This is a genomic window from Mycobacterium sp. 1245111.1 (assembly GCF_001673405.1).
GTDB lineage: Bacteria > Actinomycetota > Actinomycetes > Mycobacteriales > Mycobacteriaceae > Mycobacterium.
Map to the genome: position 1 here is coordinate 20,800 of NZ_LZLV01000034.1, position 15,107 is coordinate 35,906.

Annotated in this window: 11 protein-coding genes; 4 read left to right on the forward strand and 7 right to left on the reverse strand. The window is 67.6% G+C overall.

Annotation, left to right across the window (positions count from 1 at the left end; translation table 11 throughout):
* The first annotated feature begins 37 nt into the window (after positions 1–37).
* Positions 38–283, forward strand: coding sequence for a hypothetical protein (locus A5658_RS27370; RefSeq protein WP_082992975.1), 246 nt, complete (start codon positions 38–40; stop codon positions 281–283).
* A 134-nt stretch (positions 284–417) separates the two neighbouring features.
* The gene (gene gabT / locus A5658_RS06065) at positions 418–1,758 is read left to right on the forward strand and encodes a 4-aminobutyrate--2-oxoglutarate transaminase (protein WP_067332298.1); all 1,341 of its coding nucleotides are present in this window, start codon (positions 418–420) and stop codon (positions 1,756–1,758) included.
* On the opposite strand, the gene A5658_RS06070 is transcribed toward gabT, so the two are convergent.
* Positions 1,755–2,255, reverse strand: a complete 501-nt coding sequence (locus A5658_RS06070; RefSeq protein WP_067332301.1) for a hypothetical protein — start codon at positions 2,253–2,255, stop codon at positions 1,755–1,757. The two genes, gabT and A5658_RS06070, sit on opposite strands and share 4 nt — an antisense overlap.
* Positions 2,256–2,631: 376 nt before the next feature.
* Here A5658_RS06070 and car point away from each other — a divergent pair, with 376 nt between their 5' ends.
* On the forward strand, positions 2,632–6,132 hold the full coding sequence (gene car, locus A5658_RS06075; RefSeq protein ID WP_067332303.1) for a carboxylic acid reductase: 3,501 nt from the start codon (positions 2,632–2,634) through the stop codon (positions 6,130–6,132).
* A gap of 65 nt (positions 6,133–6,197) precedes the next feature.
* Here car and A5658_RS06080 read toward each other — a convergent pair whose 3' ends face one another.
* The 6 genes from A5658_RS06080 to A5658_RS06105 all read right to left on the reverse strand — a co-directional run bounded on the left by A5658_RS06080 (position 6,198) and on the right by A5658_RS06105 (position 10,365).
* Complete coding sequence (locus A5658_RS06080) at positions 6,198–6,845, reverse strand: hypothetical protein (protein WP_067332305.1); 648 nt, start codon at positions 6,843–6,845, stop codon at positions 6,198–6,200.
* A 251-nt stretch (positions 6,846–7,096) separates the two neighbouring features.
* Positions 7,097–7,480 (reverse strand): DUF1304 domain-containing protein, encoded by a 384-nt coding sequence (locus tag A5658_RS06085; protein ID WP_067332307.1) that lies wholly within the window; start codon positions 7,478–7,480, stop codon positions 7,097–7,099.
* A 9-nt stretch (positions 7,481–7,489) separates the two neighbouring features.
* A complete protein-coding gene (gene ruvB / locus A5658_RS06090) occupies positions 7,490–8,548 on the reverse strand; it encodes a Holliday junction branch migration DNA helicase RuvB (RefSeq protein WP_067332309.1) in 1,059 nt (352 codons plus the stop codon).
* The gene (gene ruvA, locus A5658_RS06095; RefSeq protein ID WP_067332311.1) at positions 8,545–9,135 is read right to left on the reverse strand and encodes a Holliday junction branch migration protein RuvA; all 591 of its coding nucleotides are present in this window, start codon (positions 9,133–9,135) and stop codon (positions 8,545–8,547) included. The genes ruvB and ruvA overlap by 4 nt, the downstream gene beginning before the upstream one ends.
* Positions 9,136–9,181: 46 nt before the next feature.
* Positions 9,182–9,736, reverse strand: coding sequence for a crossover junction endodeoxyribonuclease RuvC (gene ruvC, locus A5658_RS06100; RefSeq protein WP_067332313.1), 555 nt, complete (start codon positions 9,734–9,736; stop codon positions 9,182–9,184).
* Between the two features lie 98 nt (positions 9,737–9,834).
* Positions 9,835–10,365, reverse strand: a complete 531-nt coding sequence (locus A5658_RS06105; RefSeq protein WP_067332315.1) for a helix-turn-helix domain-containing protein — start codon at positions 10,363–10,365, stop codon at positions 9,835–9,837.
* Positions 10,366–11,041: 676 nt separating this feature from the next.
* Between A5658_RS06105 and A5658_RS29075 the strand changes: the two genes are divergently transcribed.
* Positions 11,042–15,073, forward strand: a complete 4,032-nt coding sequence (locus A5658_RS29075) for a hypothetical protein (protein WP_156751287.1) — start codon at positions 11,042–11,044, stop codon at positions 15,071–15,073.
* Positions 15,074–15,107: the final 34 nt, after the last annotated feature.

The window sequence follows — 15,107 nt, forward strand, 5'->3', positions numbered from 1 at the left end:
ATTCAGCGGCTTCACATCGCTCTCGAGGAGGTCCGAAGTGAAAAACCTGATTGGCCGGCTGGCAAGTGCTCTGGTTCTGGCAGGCGCAGCCGTTGCTATCGCAACGCCGGCCACGAGCTGGGCCGATCCGCCCGCGAACTGCGAGCCGGGCCAGTATTGGGACGGGTACAGCAACATCTGTCGACCCCTCGGTCAAGGCCCCGCGCTCAACTGTCCTCCTGGCCAGTGGTGGGACCCCAACGGCAATGTGTGCCGGGAGCTGGGGCACACCGCCGCCGGCTGATCTGGAAGTCATGACTCGCGGTCGACACGGCCGCCATTCAACGGGCCCGACATGCCCCCTCGCCGCTGCGCGGCTGGGAGGTACCGCCACGTTGAGCCTCGCGGCTCGCATCGTCGCCGGATAGGCTTTTCGGCGTGTCTGCCATCGAACAGAGCCGCCACATCGTCACGGAAATACCGGGCCCGGCGTCGGTTGAGCTGACCAAGCGACGCGCCGCGGCGGTGTCGGCCGGCGTGGGTATGACAATGCCGGTGTTTGCGGCACGCGCGGCGGGCGGGATCGTCGAGGACGTCGACGGCAACCGGCTGATCGACTTGGGGTCGGGCATCGCGGTCACCACTATCGGCAGCTCCGCGCCACGCGTAGTCGACGCGGTGTCCGCGCAGGCCGCGGATTTCACCCACACCTGTTTCATGGTGACGCCTTACGAGGAGTACGTGGCCGTTGCCGAACAACTCAACCGGCTCGCCCCAGGCCAGGGTGAAAAGCGTTCGGTGCTGCTCAATTCCGGCTCCGAAGCGGTGGAGAACGCCGTCAAGATCGCCCGCTCACACACCAAGAAATCTGCCGTGGTGGCCTTCGATCACGCGTATCACGGCCGCACAAACATGGCGATGGCGCTGACGGCGAAATCCATGCCGTACAAGAGCGGGTTCGGCCCGTTCGCGCCCGAGATCTACCGCGCGCCGCTGTCCTACCCGTATCGCGACGGGCTGATCGACAAGGAATTGGCCACCGACGGCGAATTGGCGGCGCGTCGCGCCATCGACATCATTTCCAAGCAGGTCGGCGCCGACAATCTGGCCGCTGTCATCATCGAACCCATCCAGGGCGAAGGCGGCTTCATCGTCCCGGCCGAAGGATTCCTGCCTGCGCTACTGCGCTGGTGCCGAGAGAACAACGTGGTGTTCATCGCCGACGAAGTCCAGACCGGGATCGCCCGGACCGGCGCCATGTTCGCCTGCGAACACGAACACATCGAGCCCGACCTGATCTGCATCGCCAAGGGCATCGCCGACGGCCTGCCACTGTCCGCGGTCACCGGTCGCGCCGAGATCATGGACGCCCCGCACAACAGCGGCCTCGGCGGCACCTACGGCGGTAACCCGCTGGCCTGCGCGGCGGCGTTGGCCACCCTCGAAACCATCGAGGCCGAAGGGCTGATCGAACGTGCCTGTGAGATCGAGCGGCTGATGAAGGACCGCCTGCATGCCCTGCAGGCCTCTGACGACCGCATCGGCGACGTGCGGGGTCGCGGGGCGATGATCGCCCTCGAGTTCGTCAACCCCGACGATGCCGAGCCGGACGCCAAACTCACGAACGCGCTCGCCAGCGCCGCCCACGCGGCCGGGGTCATCGTGTTGACGGCAGGCACGTTCGGCAACGTCGTGCGCTTTCTGCCGCCGCTGACCATCAGCGACGAGCTGCTCAGCGAAGGCCTCGACGTGCTGGCCGGTCTGCTCAGCGCGCTTTAGCCCGGGCCCTCCCGGGGCGGCGTTCTACCGAACACCACCAGGTAGTCGTCGGGGTTCTCCTCGAGCGCTTGGCGCATCGGCGCGAGCGAAACCTCTGTTCCGTCGGTCGACACGACGAGGACGGAGGCGTTCTGGTAGCGATCAACAGCGTCGCGCAGCGCGACCAATCCGATCGGCGGCGCGGTCAGTTGATCGGACTTGTCAGCGGTGTACGGCATGCGCAGTGTGCCGGGTACTGGCTCCAGCCAACCGAATTCGACCAGCAGACTGACCCACCCGTTGTCGCCCAACTTGTAGTACTCGGCCACCTGTCGTAGTTCTTCGGAGTTGGGGAAGCTGTCGTCGAAGCCGCGGCCGGTGCCGCTCGGTTCCCCGTAGTAACTCGCCCGCGTCAGGCCACACGCCCGGCGCATCTCTTCGATGGTGACGTCGGTGCCGGCGATCTCGGCCTGCAGAAAGGCCTTGAGCGGCCTGCCGCGCCGGTCTGTGCGGGTCATGACAGGACGCCGTATCGCGTCGGAAGTACCAAACACGTTGTCCGCCAACGTCTGCGGTAAATCACGAGCCTAGAACCGTGCAGGGCGTACACAATTGCACCACCTTTGGGCGTTTGCGGAACGAGCCCTGCGCGGGACGACATGGCTGCGATCAGAAATTCTGCTCCGCTGAGGTGATCGGGACATGGTTAGGGGTACCCAGATAATCGAATTTGACCCCGCGTGCCAAAACGCTACGCGCGTCCGTGCAGTTAGTCACACACCCTCGCCAAACCGTGGCCGCCAGGAATATCGTTACCCTTGCTAACGTAGTACTGACTACGTGCAGCGTCGCACCGAAATAGATTTCCCAGTTCGCAAGTTGTGAGGTTCTGTTATGTCGATCGAGATCCAGGAAGACCAAGAACGTCGCGCAGCAGTGTTGGCCGCCAACGACCCCGAGTTCGCCGCCGCCCGGCCGGATGACGACGTGGCGGCGGCCATCGAGGCCGCCGGAACGCGGCTGCCGGCGGTGACCAAGGCCGTACTGGACGGGTACGCCGATCGGCCGGCGCTGGCTCAGCGGGCGTTTGAGCTGGTCAAAGACGCCGAGACCGGCCGGACGACGGCCAAACTGCTCCCCTGGTTCTCCCATGTCAGCTACGGCGAGTTGGCCGAGCGCGTCGACCAACTCTCCCGCGCGCTGACCGACGGCATGATCGCCCGCGGTGACCGCGTCTGCGTACTCGGCTTCACCAGCGTCGACTACACCACCATCGACATCGCCCTGGGCCGCGTCGGCGCCGTCTCGGTCCCGCTGCAGACCAGCGCCGCCGTCGCACAATTGCAGCCCATCGTTCTCGAGACCGAGCCCACCGTTTTCGCGGCGAGCATCGACTACCTGGCCGACGGCGTCGACGTGATCCTCGCGGCCGCGGAAGCCGGCCACACCCCGGCCCGGCTGGTCGTCTTCGACTACCGCGGCGAGGTCGACGACAACCGCGAAGCCCTGCAGAGCGCCCACGAGCGTCTGGCCGACCTCGGACTGACCATCGAGACCCTCCACGATGTACGCGAGCGCGGCGCGACTTTGCCTGCGACGCAAACCGTCGCCGACGAAGCCGACGACGACGAGGACCCGCTGGCGCTGTTGATCTACACCTCGGGCAGCACCGGCGCCCCCAAAGGCGCGATGTACCCGCAGAGCAACGTCGCCAAGATGTGGAATCGTTCGACCAAGAACTGGTTCGGCCCCAGCGCCGCGTCGATCAGCCTGAACTTCATGCCGACGAGCCACGTCATGGGTCGCGGCACCCTCTACGGCACGCTGGGCAACGGCGGTACCGCCTACTTCGCCGCCAAAAGCGACCTGTCGACGCTGCTCGAAGATCTGCGCCTGGTGCGGCCGACCGAGCTGAACTTCGTGCCGCGCATCTGGGAGATGCTCTACAGCGAGTACCAGAGCGAAGTCGGTAAGCGCACCGCCGAAGGCGTCGACCAGAAGACCGCGGAATCGCAGGTGCTGACCGAGCTGCGTGACGAGCTGCTCGGAGGTCGGTTCATCTTCGCGATGACCGGCTCCGCTCCGACCTCCCCCGAGCTGCGGAGCTGGGTCGAGTCGCTGCTGCAAATTCATCTGGTGGACGGCTACGGCTCCACCGAAGCCGGCATGGTCTTGCTCGACGGCGAAATCCAGCGCCCGCCCGTTCTCGACTACAAACTGGTCGACGTCCCGGACCTGGGCTACTACGCCACAGACCGGCCCTACCCCCGGGGCGAGCTGCTGCTCAAAACCCCCAACATGTTCCCCGGCTACTACAAGCGGCCCGAGACCACCGCGGGTGTGTTCGACGACGAGGGCTACTACCGCACGGGCGACGTCTTCGCCGAGATTTCTCCAGACCACCTGGTCTACGTCGACCGCCGCAACAACGTGCTGAAGCTGGCGCAGGGTGAATTCGTCACGCTGGCCAAGTTGGAAGCGGAGTTCGGCAACAGCCCGCTGGTCCGCCAGATCTACATCTACGGCAACAGCGCGCAGCCTTATCTGCTGGCCGTCGTGGTACCGACGGATGTGAACGCGTCGAAGTCGGCGATCGCCGAATCGCTGCAAACCGTTGCGCGACAGGCGAATCTGCAGTCCTACGAGGTGCCGCGTGATTTCATCATCGAGACCACGCCGTTCAGCCTGGAGAACGGTCTGCTGACCGGGATTCGCAAGCTGGCGTGGCCCAAGCTCAAGCAGCACTACGGCGAGCGCCTTGAGCAGCTCTACGCTGACTTGGCGCAGGGTCAGGCCAACGAGCTGGCCGAACTGCGCAGCACCGGCGCCGACGCGCCGGTGCTGCAGACCGTCAGCCGGGCCGCGGCGGCGATGCTGGGCGCGGCGAAGTCCGACCTGACTGCCGACGCGCATTTCACCGATCTCGGTGGAGACTCGTTGTCCGCGTTGACATTCGGCAATCTGCTGCACGAGATCTTCGACGTGGATGTGCCAGTGGGCGTGATCGTCAGCCCAGCCAACGACCTCCAGGCGATCGCCGACTACATCGAAGGCGAGCGACAGGGCAGCAAGCGACCCAGCTTCGCCTCGGTGCACGGCCGTGACGCCACCGAGGTGCACGCCGCCGACCTGACGCTGGACAAGTTCATCGACGAGGCCACGCTGGCCGCCGCGCCCACCCTGCCGAAGGCCGGCAGCCAGGTCCGGACGGTGTTGCTCACCGGCGCAACCGGATTCCTGGGTCGCTACCTGGCGCTGGACTGGCTGGAGCGGATGGATGCGGTCGACGGCAAGGTGATCGCGCTGGTGCGCGCCAAGTCTGACGCAGAAGCGCGTGCGCGGCTAGACCGCACGTTCGACAGCGGCGACCCAAAGCTGTTGGCGCACTACCGCAAACTCGCCGCCGAGCATTTGGAGGTGATCGCCGGCGACAAGGGCGAGGCCAACCTCGGACTGGACGCGGCGACCTGGCAGCGGCTGGCCGACACCGTCGACCTGATCGTCGACCCCGCCGCTCTGGTGAACCACGTGCTGCCCTACAGCGAGCTGTTCGGCCCTAACGCGGTCGGCACCGCGGAGCTGCTGCGCATCGCACTGACCACGAAACTCAAGGCGTACACCTATGTTTCGACGATTGGCGTGGGCGACCAGATCCAGCCCGGGAAGTTCGTCGAGGACGCCGATGTCCGCGACATCAGTGCTACCCGTCAGATCAACGACGGCTACGCCAACGGCTACGGGAACAGTAAGTGGGCCGGCGAGGTGTTGCTACGCGAAGCCAACGACCTGTGCGGTTTGCCGGTCGCGGTGTTCCGCTGCGACATGATCCTGGCCGACACCACCTACGCGGGGCAGCTGAACCTGCCGGACATGTTCACCCGGTTGATGCTCAGCCTGGTCGCCACCGGTATCGCGCCCGGCTCGTTCTACGAGCTCGACGCCGACGGCAACCGCCAACGTGCCCACTATGACGGTCTGCCAGTGGAATTCATCGCCGAGGCGATCTCGAGCCTGGGTGCGCAAGTGGTCGAGGGGTTCCAGACGTACCACGTGATGAACCCGTACGACGACGGCATCGGCCTCGACGAGTACGTGGATTGGCTGGTCGACGCGGGGTACCCGATCCAGCGAGTGGGCGACTACGGCAGCTGGTTGCAGCGCTTCGAGATGACGCTGCGGGGCCTGCCCGAGCGCCAACGCCAGTACTCGCTCCTGCCGCTGCTGCACAACTACCAGAAGCCGCAGCTGCCGCTCAACGGCTCGATGGCACCGACCGATCGATTCCGCGCCGCGGTGCAAGAGGCGAAAATTGGCCCGGACAAAGATATTCCGCATGTCTCGCAGCCGGTGATCGTCAAGTACATCACCGATCTGCAGCTGCTCGGTTTGCTCTAGGGTTCTAAAACAGAAGCCTGGGCCGTGAATCCCGTTGATTCACGGCCCAGGCTTTTGACTGGCGGTCAGTGGCTGGTCGCGCCGGCGCTGCTTCGGCGGAACAAGCCGCCCTTGCCTTCGCGCCGGTGACGCTGTGGCGCGGAAGTCAACGCCTCGGTGCGGGCGGACTCCGCGAACGCGTTGAAGTTGCCCGAGTCCGCAGGCGCCAGAGATTCGGCAGCCCGCTGGGCCAATTCGACGTCGCGGGCGGTCCGGATCGTCACGCGCGCCAGCACCGCTCCGCCGATGAAGACGATCAACGCGCCCAGGCCGGAGAAATACCCGATCTCGATGATCGCGCGGTGGGCGTCCGTCGCCGCCAGGGGTTGGCCGATATCACCGAGGCGCAACGTCGATGCGAGGGTGCGCCCGACGACGAACCAAGCGCCGGCGATCACGGCGAGCCAGCCGCCGAACATGGCGGTGGCCCGGTTTCCAGAAATCAGTAGAAGAAATCCGCCCGCTGCGGCCGTCACGCCGGGAAATACCTCCAGCCAGGCACGTGCCGTGCTCCACACCCAGACTTGGCCGGGGGTGTAAGCGAAGTGGAAGTATGGCCCGACGAAGGGGATCAGTGCTCCCCATGCGCCGAGGATGAGTAGGAGCAGTCCGCTTAGGGCGCCACGACTGCGTGGCATGTGCAGGCTGCCGAAACCTGACCGGGAGTCATTCATTTTTTCGAGTCTCCTCAAACAGTGGACACCGCGGTGTCACGAGCGAGCTGAGTACCCCTGCGCCCCGGCGATGTAACTTCGTGCCGTCAACGTGCGCGTCACGCTAATCGGCGCGCCTTAGATCCACCTCAGAGCTAACCGACCCATCGGCCCAACGGGCAACGATCTGACCAGAAGGCGGAATGGATAGTCCACGAATTACTGACCGGTTCGGGTGGCTCAGCAACTGCTGAGTTTATTAAGGATTCGAACTAGTGCAGACCGGCGACAAGCAGGACAACGGCGATCGCCGGGAAAGTGCCCTGCGACAGAGCCGCACGCGCCTTGTCCGGCGCAGACGCCAGCAACACGATCGCCGCGGCCGCCATCGACCCGACGCCCGCGAAGATCAGGGCAGCGCCGATGCCCTTGTGCCCCAACTCAATTGCTCCGATGCCCACGCCGGTGACGATCGCCAGGAAAAGGTTGTAGAAGCCTTGGTTGAACGCCAGCAGCTTGGTGGTTTCGGCTTCCTCGGCCGTCGTACCAAATGTGGCGCGGGTGCGCTTGCTGGTCCAGGTCAACGACTCCATCGTGAAGATGTAGACATGCAGCAGTGCAGCCAGTACAGCGAATACCATTGCGGCAGTGATCATTACGAGCTCCTACTCGAACAGTCCCGGCTGCCCTAAACCGCTGGCCCGCGGGGGCGGTGTCATCCCTAAGTGCGTCCACGCTTGGGGGGTCGCCACCCTGCCGCGCGGAGTGCGGGCGATCATGCCGGCCCGCACCAGGAAAGGCTCGCACACCTCCTCGACGGTGGTGGCCTCTTCGCCGACAGCGACCGCGAGCGTCGAGACACCGACGGGTCCGCCACCGAAGCTGCGGGTCAACGCCGTCAGCACTCCCCGGTCCAGCCGGTCGAGGCCGAGCTCGTCGACGTCGTAAACCGCCAGCGCGGATTTTGCCACGTCGCGGGTGATCACCCCGTCGGCACGGACCTCGGCATAGTCGCGGACCCGGCGCAGCAGCCGGTTGGCGATTCGTGGGGTGCCCCGCGAGCGGCGCGCGATCTCCGCGCCGGCCTCGGCGCCGAGTTCGATTCCCAGGATTCCCGCCGAGCGGCTCAGTACCCGCTCCAATTCGGCCGGCTCGTAGAAGTCCATGTGCGCGGTGAAGCCGAATCGGTCCCGCAGCGGTCCGGTCAGCGCACCGGACCGAGTGGTCGCACCGACCAACGTGAACGGCGCCACCTCCAACGGAATCGATGTTGCCCCAGGGCCTTTGCCGACGACGACGTCGACGCGGAAGTCTTCCATCGCCAGATACAGCATCTCCTCGGCGGGCCGGGCGATACGGTGAATCTCGTCGATGAACAGCACGTCGTGCTCGACGAGGTTGGACAGCATCGCCGCCAAATCCCCCGCGCGTTCCAGCGCCGGACCCGATGTCACCCGCAGCGACGAACCCAGTTCGGCGGCGATGATCATCGCCAGCGACGTCTTGCCCAGCCCCGGCGGCCCGGACAGCAAAATGTGATCCGGTGTGCCACCGCGGTTTTTGGCGCCTTCGATCACCAATTGCAACTGTTCGCGCACTCGCGGCTGGCCGATGAACTCCCCCAACGACCGCGGGCGCAGGCTGGCGTCGACATCGCCCTCGCCGACCGTCAGGGCCGCGGAAACCTCCCGGTCCTCGGCGTCATCGTCGTCGGCGCGATTCACTTCGTCTTCCCCAGCAGCGACAACGCCGACCGCAGCGCCGTCGACGTGGTGGCCTCGTCGTCGGCGGCCAGTACCTTGTCGGTCGCCTCCTCCGCCTGCTTAGCCGCAAAGCCAAGTCCCACAAGGGCTTCCACCACCGGGCCGCGGACACTGTGGCCGTTGACCACGGCGCCGGGCGATGCCGGGACCGGCCCGATCTTGTCGCGCAACTCGAGCACCATCCGCTCGGCGCCACGTTTGCCGATGCCGGGCACCCGGGTCAAGGCGGTGACGTCGCCGTCGGCGAGCGCCTGCCGTAGCGCGGTCGCGTCGTAGACCGCGAGGGTGGCGAGCGCGATCTTGGGGCCGATGCCGGAGACACCGAGCAAGGTCAGGAACAGGTCGCGGGCATCGGCGTCGGGAAAGCCGTAGAGCGTCATCGAGTCTTCACGGACAATCATTGCGGTGATCAAGCGCGCTTCGCTGCCCCGCCGCAGGGTCGCGAGCGTCGATGGGGCGGCCATCAGCTTGTAACCGACGCCGGCCGCCTCGATGACGACATGGTCGAGGGCGATGTCGAGCACCTCGCCCCGCACCGACGCGATCATCTGCGCCGCTCCTCAGCATCGCTGCGCTCTGCATCGTCGCCGGCGGTCATCTGGCTGCCTTCACTTTCGCCTCGTAGGTGCGTCGCTGCTCGGCCGCCATGGCTTCCGCGGCTGCCATCCGCGCGATCATCGGCGCGCGCCAACAATGGCAGATCGCCAGCGCCAGCGCATCAGCGGCATCAGCGGGCGTCGGCTTCGTCTGCAGCGCAAGGATTTTGGTGACCATCGCGGTGATTTGCGCTTTGTCGGCCCGCCCGTTTCCGGTCACCGCCGCCTTGACCTCGCTGGGCGTGTGGAAATGCACGTCGATGTTGCGTTTGGCGGCCGCCAGTGCGATCACGCCGCCGGCCTGCGCGGTCCCCATCGCGGTGTTGGCGTTTTGATTGGCGAACACCCGCTCGATCGCGACGACGTCGGGCAGGTGGGTGTCCATCCAGTGATCGACGGTGTCGCTGATCGTGAGCAGGCGGCGCGCGAGTGGCTCGTCGGACGGGGTGCGCACCACATCGACGTCGAGTGCGATCACCTGGCGGCCGCGGCCGCTCTCGATCACCGACAGCCCGCAGCGGGTCAGCCCCGGGTCGACGCCCATCACGCGCACCTTGGTCTCCTTCGGGCCGAACGCTTGTTCGATACCTTAGCGGCCCGCGCCGACTCCGCCAGGCAGGACACGCGGCGAAATCGGCGCGGCGCGAGCGATTAGGCGCGGTTGCCGCTCGGCTCGTTGTAGGCGACCACAACGACCTCGGCGCGCGCCGCTTCGATGGCCCGGAGTTGATAGCTGACCGACGCGTCAAGATAGGCGCTATCGCCCGCGGCGAGTATGACGATGTGGTCGCCGTACTCAAGTTCAACCGTCCCCGCGTGCACGAACAAGAATTCCTGTCCAGGATGGGCTGGCCTCGGACCGTCTGAGCTATCAGGGGGCCGAATGACGAACGGCGACATAGCTTTTCCGAGCAAGTTCGGGGCTAACAGGCGGTAGTGACCGTCGCCATTGCGGTCCTCGGCACGGTCGATCACGATCGTGTCGTCCGCCGAATTGTCCGAGAACAACTGTGCGACGTCGACATCTAGCGCCCGCGCAACCTTGAGCGCCACCGCGATCGACGGCGTGCTTTGCCGGCGCTCGATCTTCGACAGATAGCTCTTCGTCAAACCGGTCTGCTCAGCGAGGTGGGCGAGCGTCAAGCCGCGCTGCCTGCGCACAGCACGCAACAGGCCAGTCATCTGTTTTTCTCAGCTTTTCTCATGTTCGGTCACCCCGCTCAACCCTCTTGACAACGATATGACACAAAGTTTCTTCGCCGATAAGACGTGTCATATAAGGCTGCTCGTCTCCCATAGGTTAACGTCCACAGCCGGTTGCTGAGCAGCTTTTCTCACTTAACGTTTAAGTAACGGGAGTCCCATCACGCCTTGAGCGATCGGTGTCTGAGTCAGCCGTTAGGGCCCCATCCAGTACGGGAGCTTGTTACTTTGCTAAACAATGGAATTTCTATATCTGCTCTGTGCAACTCCTAGATTGGGTACCGCCTGCAGGCATCGAACTCTCGTCATATCTGCACTTCAACACCACACGGTGATGGTATTGGCCGGCCCGACAGCAGGGTCAAACTTGCGGTAATAAGACTCGCGCGCGTTCTCAATCGATTGCTGCAGCTATTTCACGCCGCGAACCTTCCGTGCTTCCTGAGGCTGTTGTTGACGCAGACGTAAATACAACAGCCTGACATTTCATTAACTGAGGAAACCAATTCATACGTTCGGTGGACCCAGAATTCAAGATCGGAAAAAAGTCTGATTTTTTTTGCGTTTTCTTGTTTCGCTCAGGTAGGCCGCGTAGTACCTTAGCGACACCTGAGAAGACTCAGCTCATGCTTAACTTGAAGGAAGGTTCGGGGAGATGTCGGGACAGCATTCAAAGAAGAATCGGCGGGGTAAGGGGAAAGCCCGTCGTCGTGCGGCGCTTGGCCTCGGTGGTTCAGCCGGGGCGTTTTTGGCGTTCGGGTTGACCCCGTTGGCCAGTGTTCCGCCGGCGCATGCCGATGGGTTGGATGCGATTCTGGATCCGATCATCAACTCGGTTCTGAGCTCGGTGTCCAACTTCGATGCGCTTCTGGGCATCGACCCGGGCGCCTTTGGTGATCTGGCGCTGCCGACCACCGACGCGGTGTCTGCGACCGCGGGCTGGGAGTCGCTGTTCGGCGACTTCTCCAATGTCTTCGGTGACGCCAGCAGTGCGGCCTCGGTGGCTGACTCCACCACCCCGGCGTGGTTGCAGGCCCTCGAACAGGACTGGATCGGTTCATCGTTTGGTCAGCAGTTCGACACCGCACTGAACACCTGGTTCGACCAGGTCGACCCGGCGGCCTCCTCCGCTGCGGGCGCGTGCGGCTTGATCTGCAACGGCGCCGACGGTATCGGCGGCGGCTCGCTGGCCGACGCTACCGGTCAAGGCGGCGGCATCTTCTTCGGTAATGGTGGTGACGGCGCCACCGACCTGCTGGGCCAAGGTGGCGCCGGTGGTGACGCCGGCTGGTGGGGCAACGGCGGTGACGGCGGCATCGGTATCGACGGCCAAGCCGGCGGTGACGGCGGCATGGGTGGTCTGTTCTTCGGTAACGGCGGCGACGGCGGTGACGGCGGCGCCGGAGTGGCCGGCACCATCGGCAACATCGGCGGTAACGGCGGCGCCGGCGGCGACGGCGGCGGCGTGGGCGCGTTCAACTTCTTCGGCAACGGCGGATCCGGTGGTGACGGCGGTATCGGCGGCATGGGCGGTGCCGGCGCGACCGGCGCGACCGGTCTGGCCGGTGTCGCCGGGGTCAACAACGGCGCCGGCGGTGACGGCGGCCAAGGTGGTGTCGGCATGAACGGCGGCAACGGTGGCGCCGGCGGTGACGGCGCCAAGGGCGGCCTGTTCGGCAGCACCGGAGTCAACGGCAACGGCGGCAACGGCGGCGCCGGCGGCAACGCCGGCGCCGGCGGCAACGGCGGCGACGGCGCAGATGGCGTCTGGGGCCTGGCCGGCTCCAACGGCGTCAACGGCGCCGGCGGCGATGGCGGCAACGGCGGTGCCCCGGGCACCGTGGGCGGCCAGGGCGGCAACGGCGGTGCCGCGGGCACCGGTGGCACCGGCGGAGTCGCGGGTACCCACGGCGCAGCAGGCGGCGCCTCGACCATCGGCGGCAACGGCGGCAACGGTGGCGACGGCGCAACCGGCGACTTCAGCGTCGCAGCCAGCGCCGGCAACGGCGGCCTTGGTGGTGACGGCGGCAACGGCGCGGCCGGGTTCACCGACAACGGCGGCAACGGCGGTAACGGCGGCGCCGGTGCCCAGGGCATCGCGTCGCACCCAACCGGCGGCAACGGTGGCCAGGCCGGTGATGGCGGTAACGCCGGATCGGTCGGCAACGGCGGTAACGGCGGGGTCGGCGGTAACGGCGGCCAGGGCCTCGATGGCACTAACGGTGTAACCGGCGGCAACTTGGGTAATGGCACCGATGGCACCGACGGCGGCAACGGCGGCCTGGGTGGCAACGGCGGTAACGGTGGCCAGGGCGGCACCGTCTCCGGTGTCAGCGGCAACGGCGGTAACGGCGGCATCGGTGGCACGGCCGGCTCGGGCGGTAACGGTGGCGACGGCGTCGACGGCACGTCGGTGCACCCCGACGGCTATGACGGCGGTGCGGGCGGTGACGCCGGTATCGGCGGTACTGGTGGCAACGGCGGCGCGGCCGGCGCGGCCGGTGGCTCTGGGGCGGTCGGCAGCGCCGGTAACGGCGGCCAGGGCGGCAGTGCCGGCACAGCCGGCAACGGCGGCAATGGTGGCGATGGCTTCACCTTCGCCAGCGGCAACCACCCCGGTGGTGACGGCGGCACCGGTGGGGTCGGCGGTAACGCCGGCACCGCGGGCAACGGCGGCAGTGCCGGCACCGGCACCGGCGGCACCGCAGGCGCAGCCGGCACCAACGGGACCGGCGGCACCGGCGGTAACGGCGGTAACGGCGGCAACGGCGTCGGCACCACGGGTGCCAGCCTCTTCACCGCCGGGCATGGCGAATCCGGTGGTGACGGTGGTGACGCGGGTGCCGGTGGCACCGGCGGCAACGGCTTCGGCACCGGCGGCACCGGTGGTACCGGCGGCCAGGGTGGTACCGGCAGCAACGGCGGCGCCGGCGGCAACATCGTTCAGGCCAACGGCGGTTACGGTGGCGCCGGTGGTGACGGTGGTAGCGGCGGGGCCGGCGGTGACAGCGGCAGCCTCGGCGGCGACGGCGGCCAGGGCGGTAGCGCCGGTGACGGCGGCGCGGCCGGCAACGGTGGGGCGGCCTTCCAGGCCACCGGCAACGTGGTCGGATCGCCAGGCTTCAGCGGCGGTGACGGTGGTACCGGTGGTGACGGTGGTGACGCCGGAGCCGGCGGTAACGCGGTAGGCACCCTGCAAGCCGGCAACGGCGGCAACGCCGGAGCAGCCGGTGACGGTGGTGCTGGCGGCAACGGCGCAGCCGGCTCAAACGCCCTACTTGCCCCCGGGGTGACCAACGCCAGCGGCGGTAGCGGCGGCGACGGCGGCACCGGCGGTGACGGCGGCAGCGGCGGCGACGGCGGCAGCGGCTCGCTGACCGGCAATGGCGGCAACGCCACCGCGGGCGGCACGGGTGGTGTAGGAGGCACCGGCGCCAACGGCGGAGCAGCCATCGGCACCGGCCACGGCGGAGCCGGCGGCGACGCCGGTGACGGCGGTGACGGTGGTTACGGCGGCACCGGCGGTGACAGCGGCAGCCTGGGCGGTAACGGCGGCCTCGGCGGCGCAGGTGGTGCCGGCGGTAACACCGGCGCCAGCGCGGGCAACGGCGGCGACAGCCCGCTCGGCACCGCAGGCACCGGCGGCTACGGCGGCGTTGGCGGCGACGGCGGCACCGGCGGCGACGGCGGTACCGCCAACGGCCCGACCGGTAACGGCGGCAACGCCGGCGCCGGCGGCCTCGGCGGCAGCAGCGTCGCAGGCGGTACTGGCGGCAACGGTGGCCCGGCCAGCGCCACCCATGTCGGCGGCAACGGCGGCGACGGTGGCACCGGCGGCTCTGGCGGCGTCGGAGGCGATGGCGGCACCGGCGGCGACGCCCTCGGCAACGGCAACGGCGGCGACGGCGGAGCCGGCGGCAACGACGGCGCCAACGCTGTCGGCGGCAACGGCGGCACAGGTGGGGCGGCCAGCGCCACCCGAGACGGCGGCGACGGCGGCGACGGTGGTGTGGGCAACTACGCCGGTACGGCCGGCAGCGGCGGAGACGGCGGTAACGCGGCCGGATCCGGGCACGGCGGCAACGGCGGTGCGGGCGGTAACGCCGTCAACGACAGTGCCGGCGGCAACGGCGGCAGCGGTGGAGCGGCCAGCAACGTGGTCGGCGGCGGCAACGGCGGCGACGGCGGCGACGGCGGCACCGGCGGCTACAGCACGCCTCCCAACGGTGACGAAGGCGGCGCCGGCGGTAACGGCGGCGACGCCGGACCCGGCGGCACCGGCGGTAACGGCGGCAACGCCGGCACCTCAGGCACCGGCGGCAATGGTGGCAACGGCGGGGCAGGCGGCGCAGCCGGCGCACCCGGCGGCGGCACGGCAGGCACTGCCGGGGCCGGCGGCGACGCATCCTACGGCAGCGATGGCGCTGACGGCGGAGCCGGTGGCAGCGCAACCGCCGCAGGCACCGGCGGCACCGGCGGCAACGGCACCAACGGCAGCGTCGGCGGCAACGGCGGCGCCAACGGCAACGGCGTTCCTGGCACCACAGCGCCAGGACTGGGCACCGCAGGCGGACCCACCGCCGGCACGCCTGGCCAACCGCCGACCGGCAATGTGGGCGGAGCTGGCGGCACCGGCGGTGACCATGGCACCGGCGGCCTCGGCCAAACCGTTCCTCCCTCGGTCTAAGGAGGCACTACAACAGAGAGGCCCGCTTCGGCGG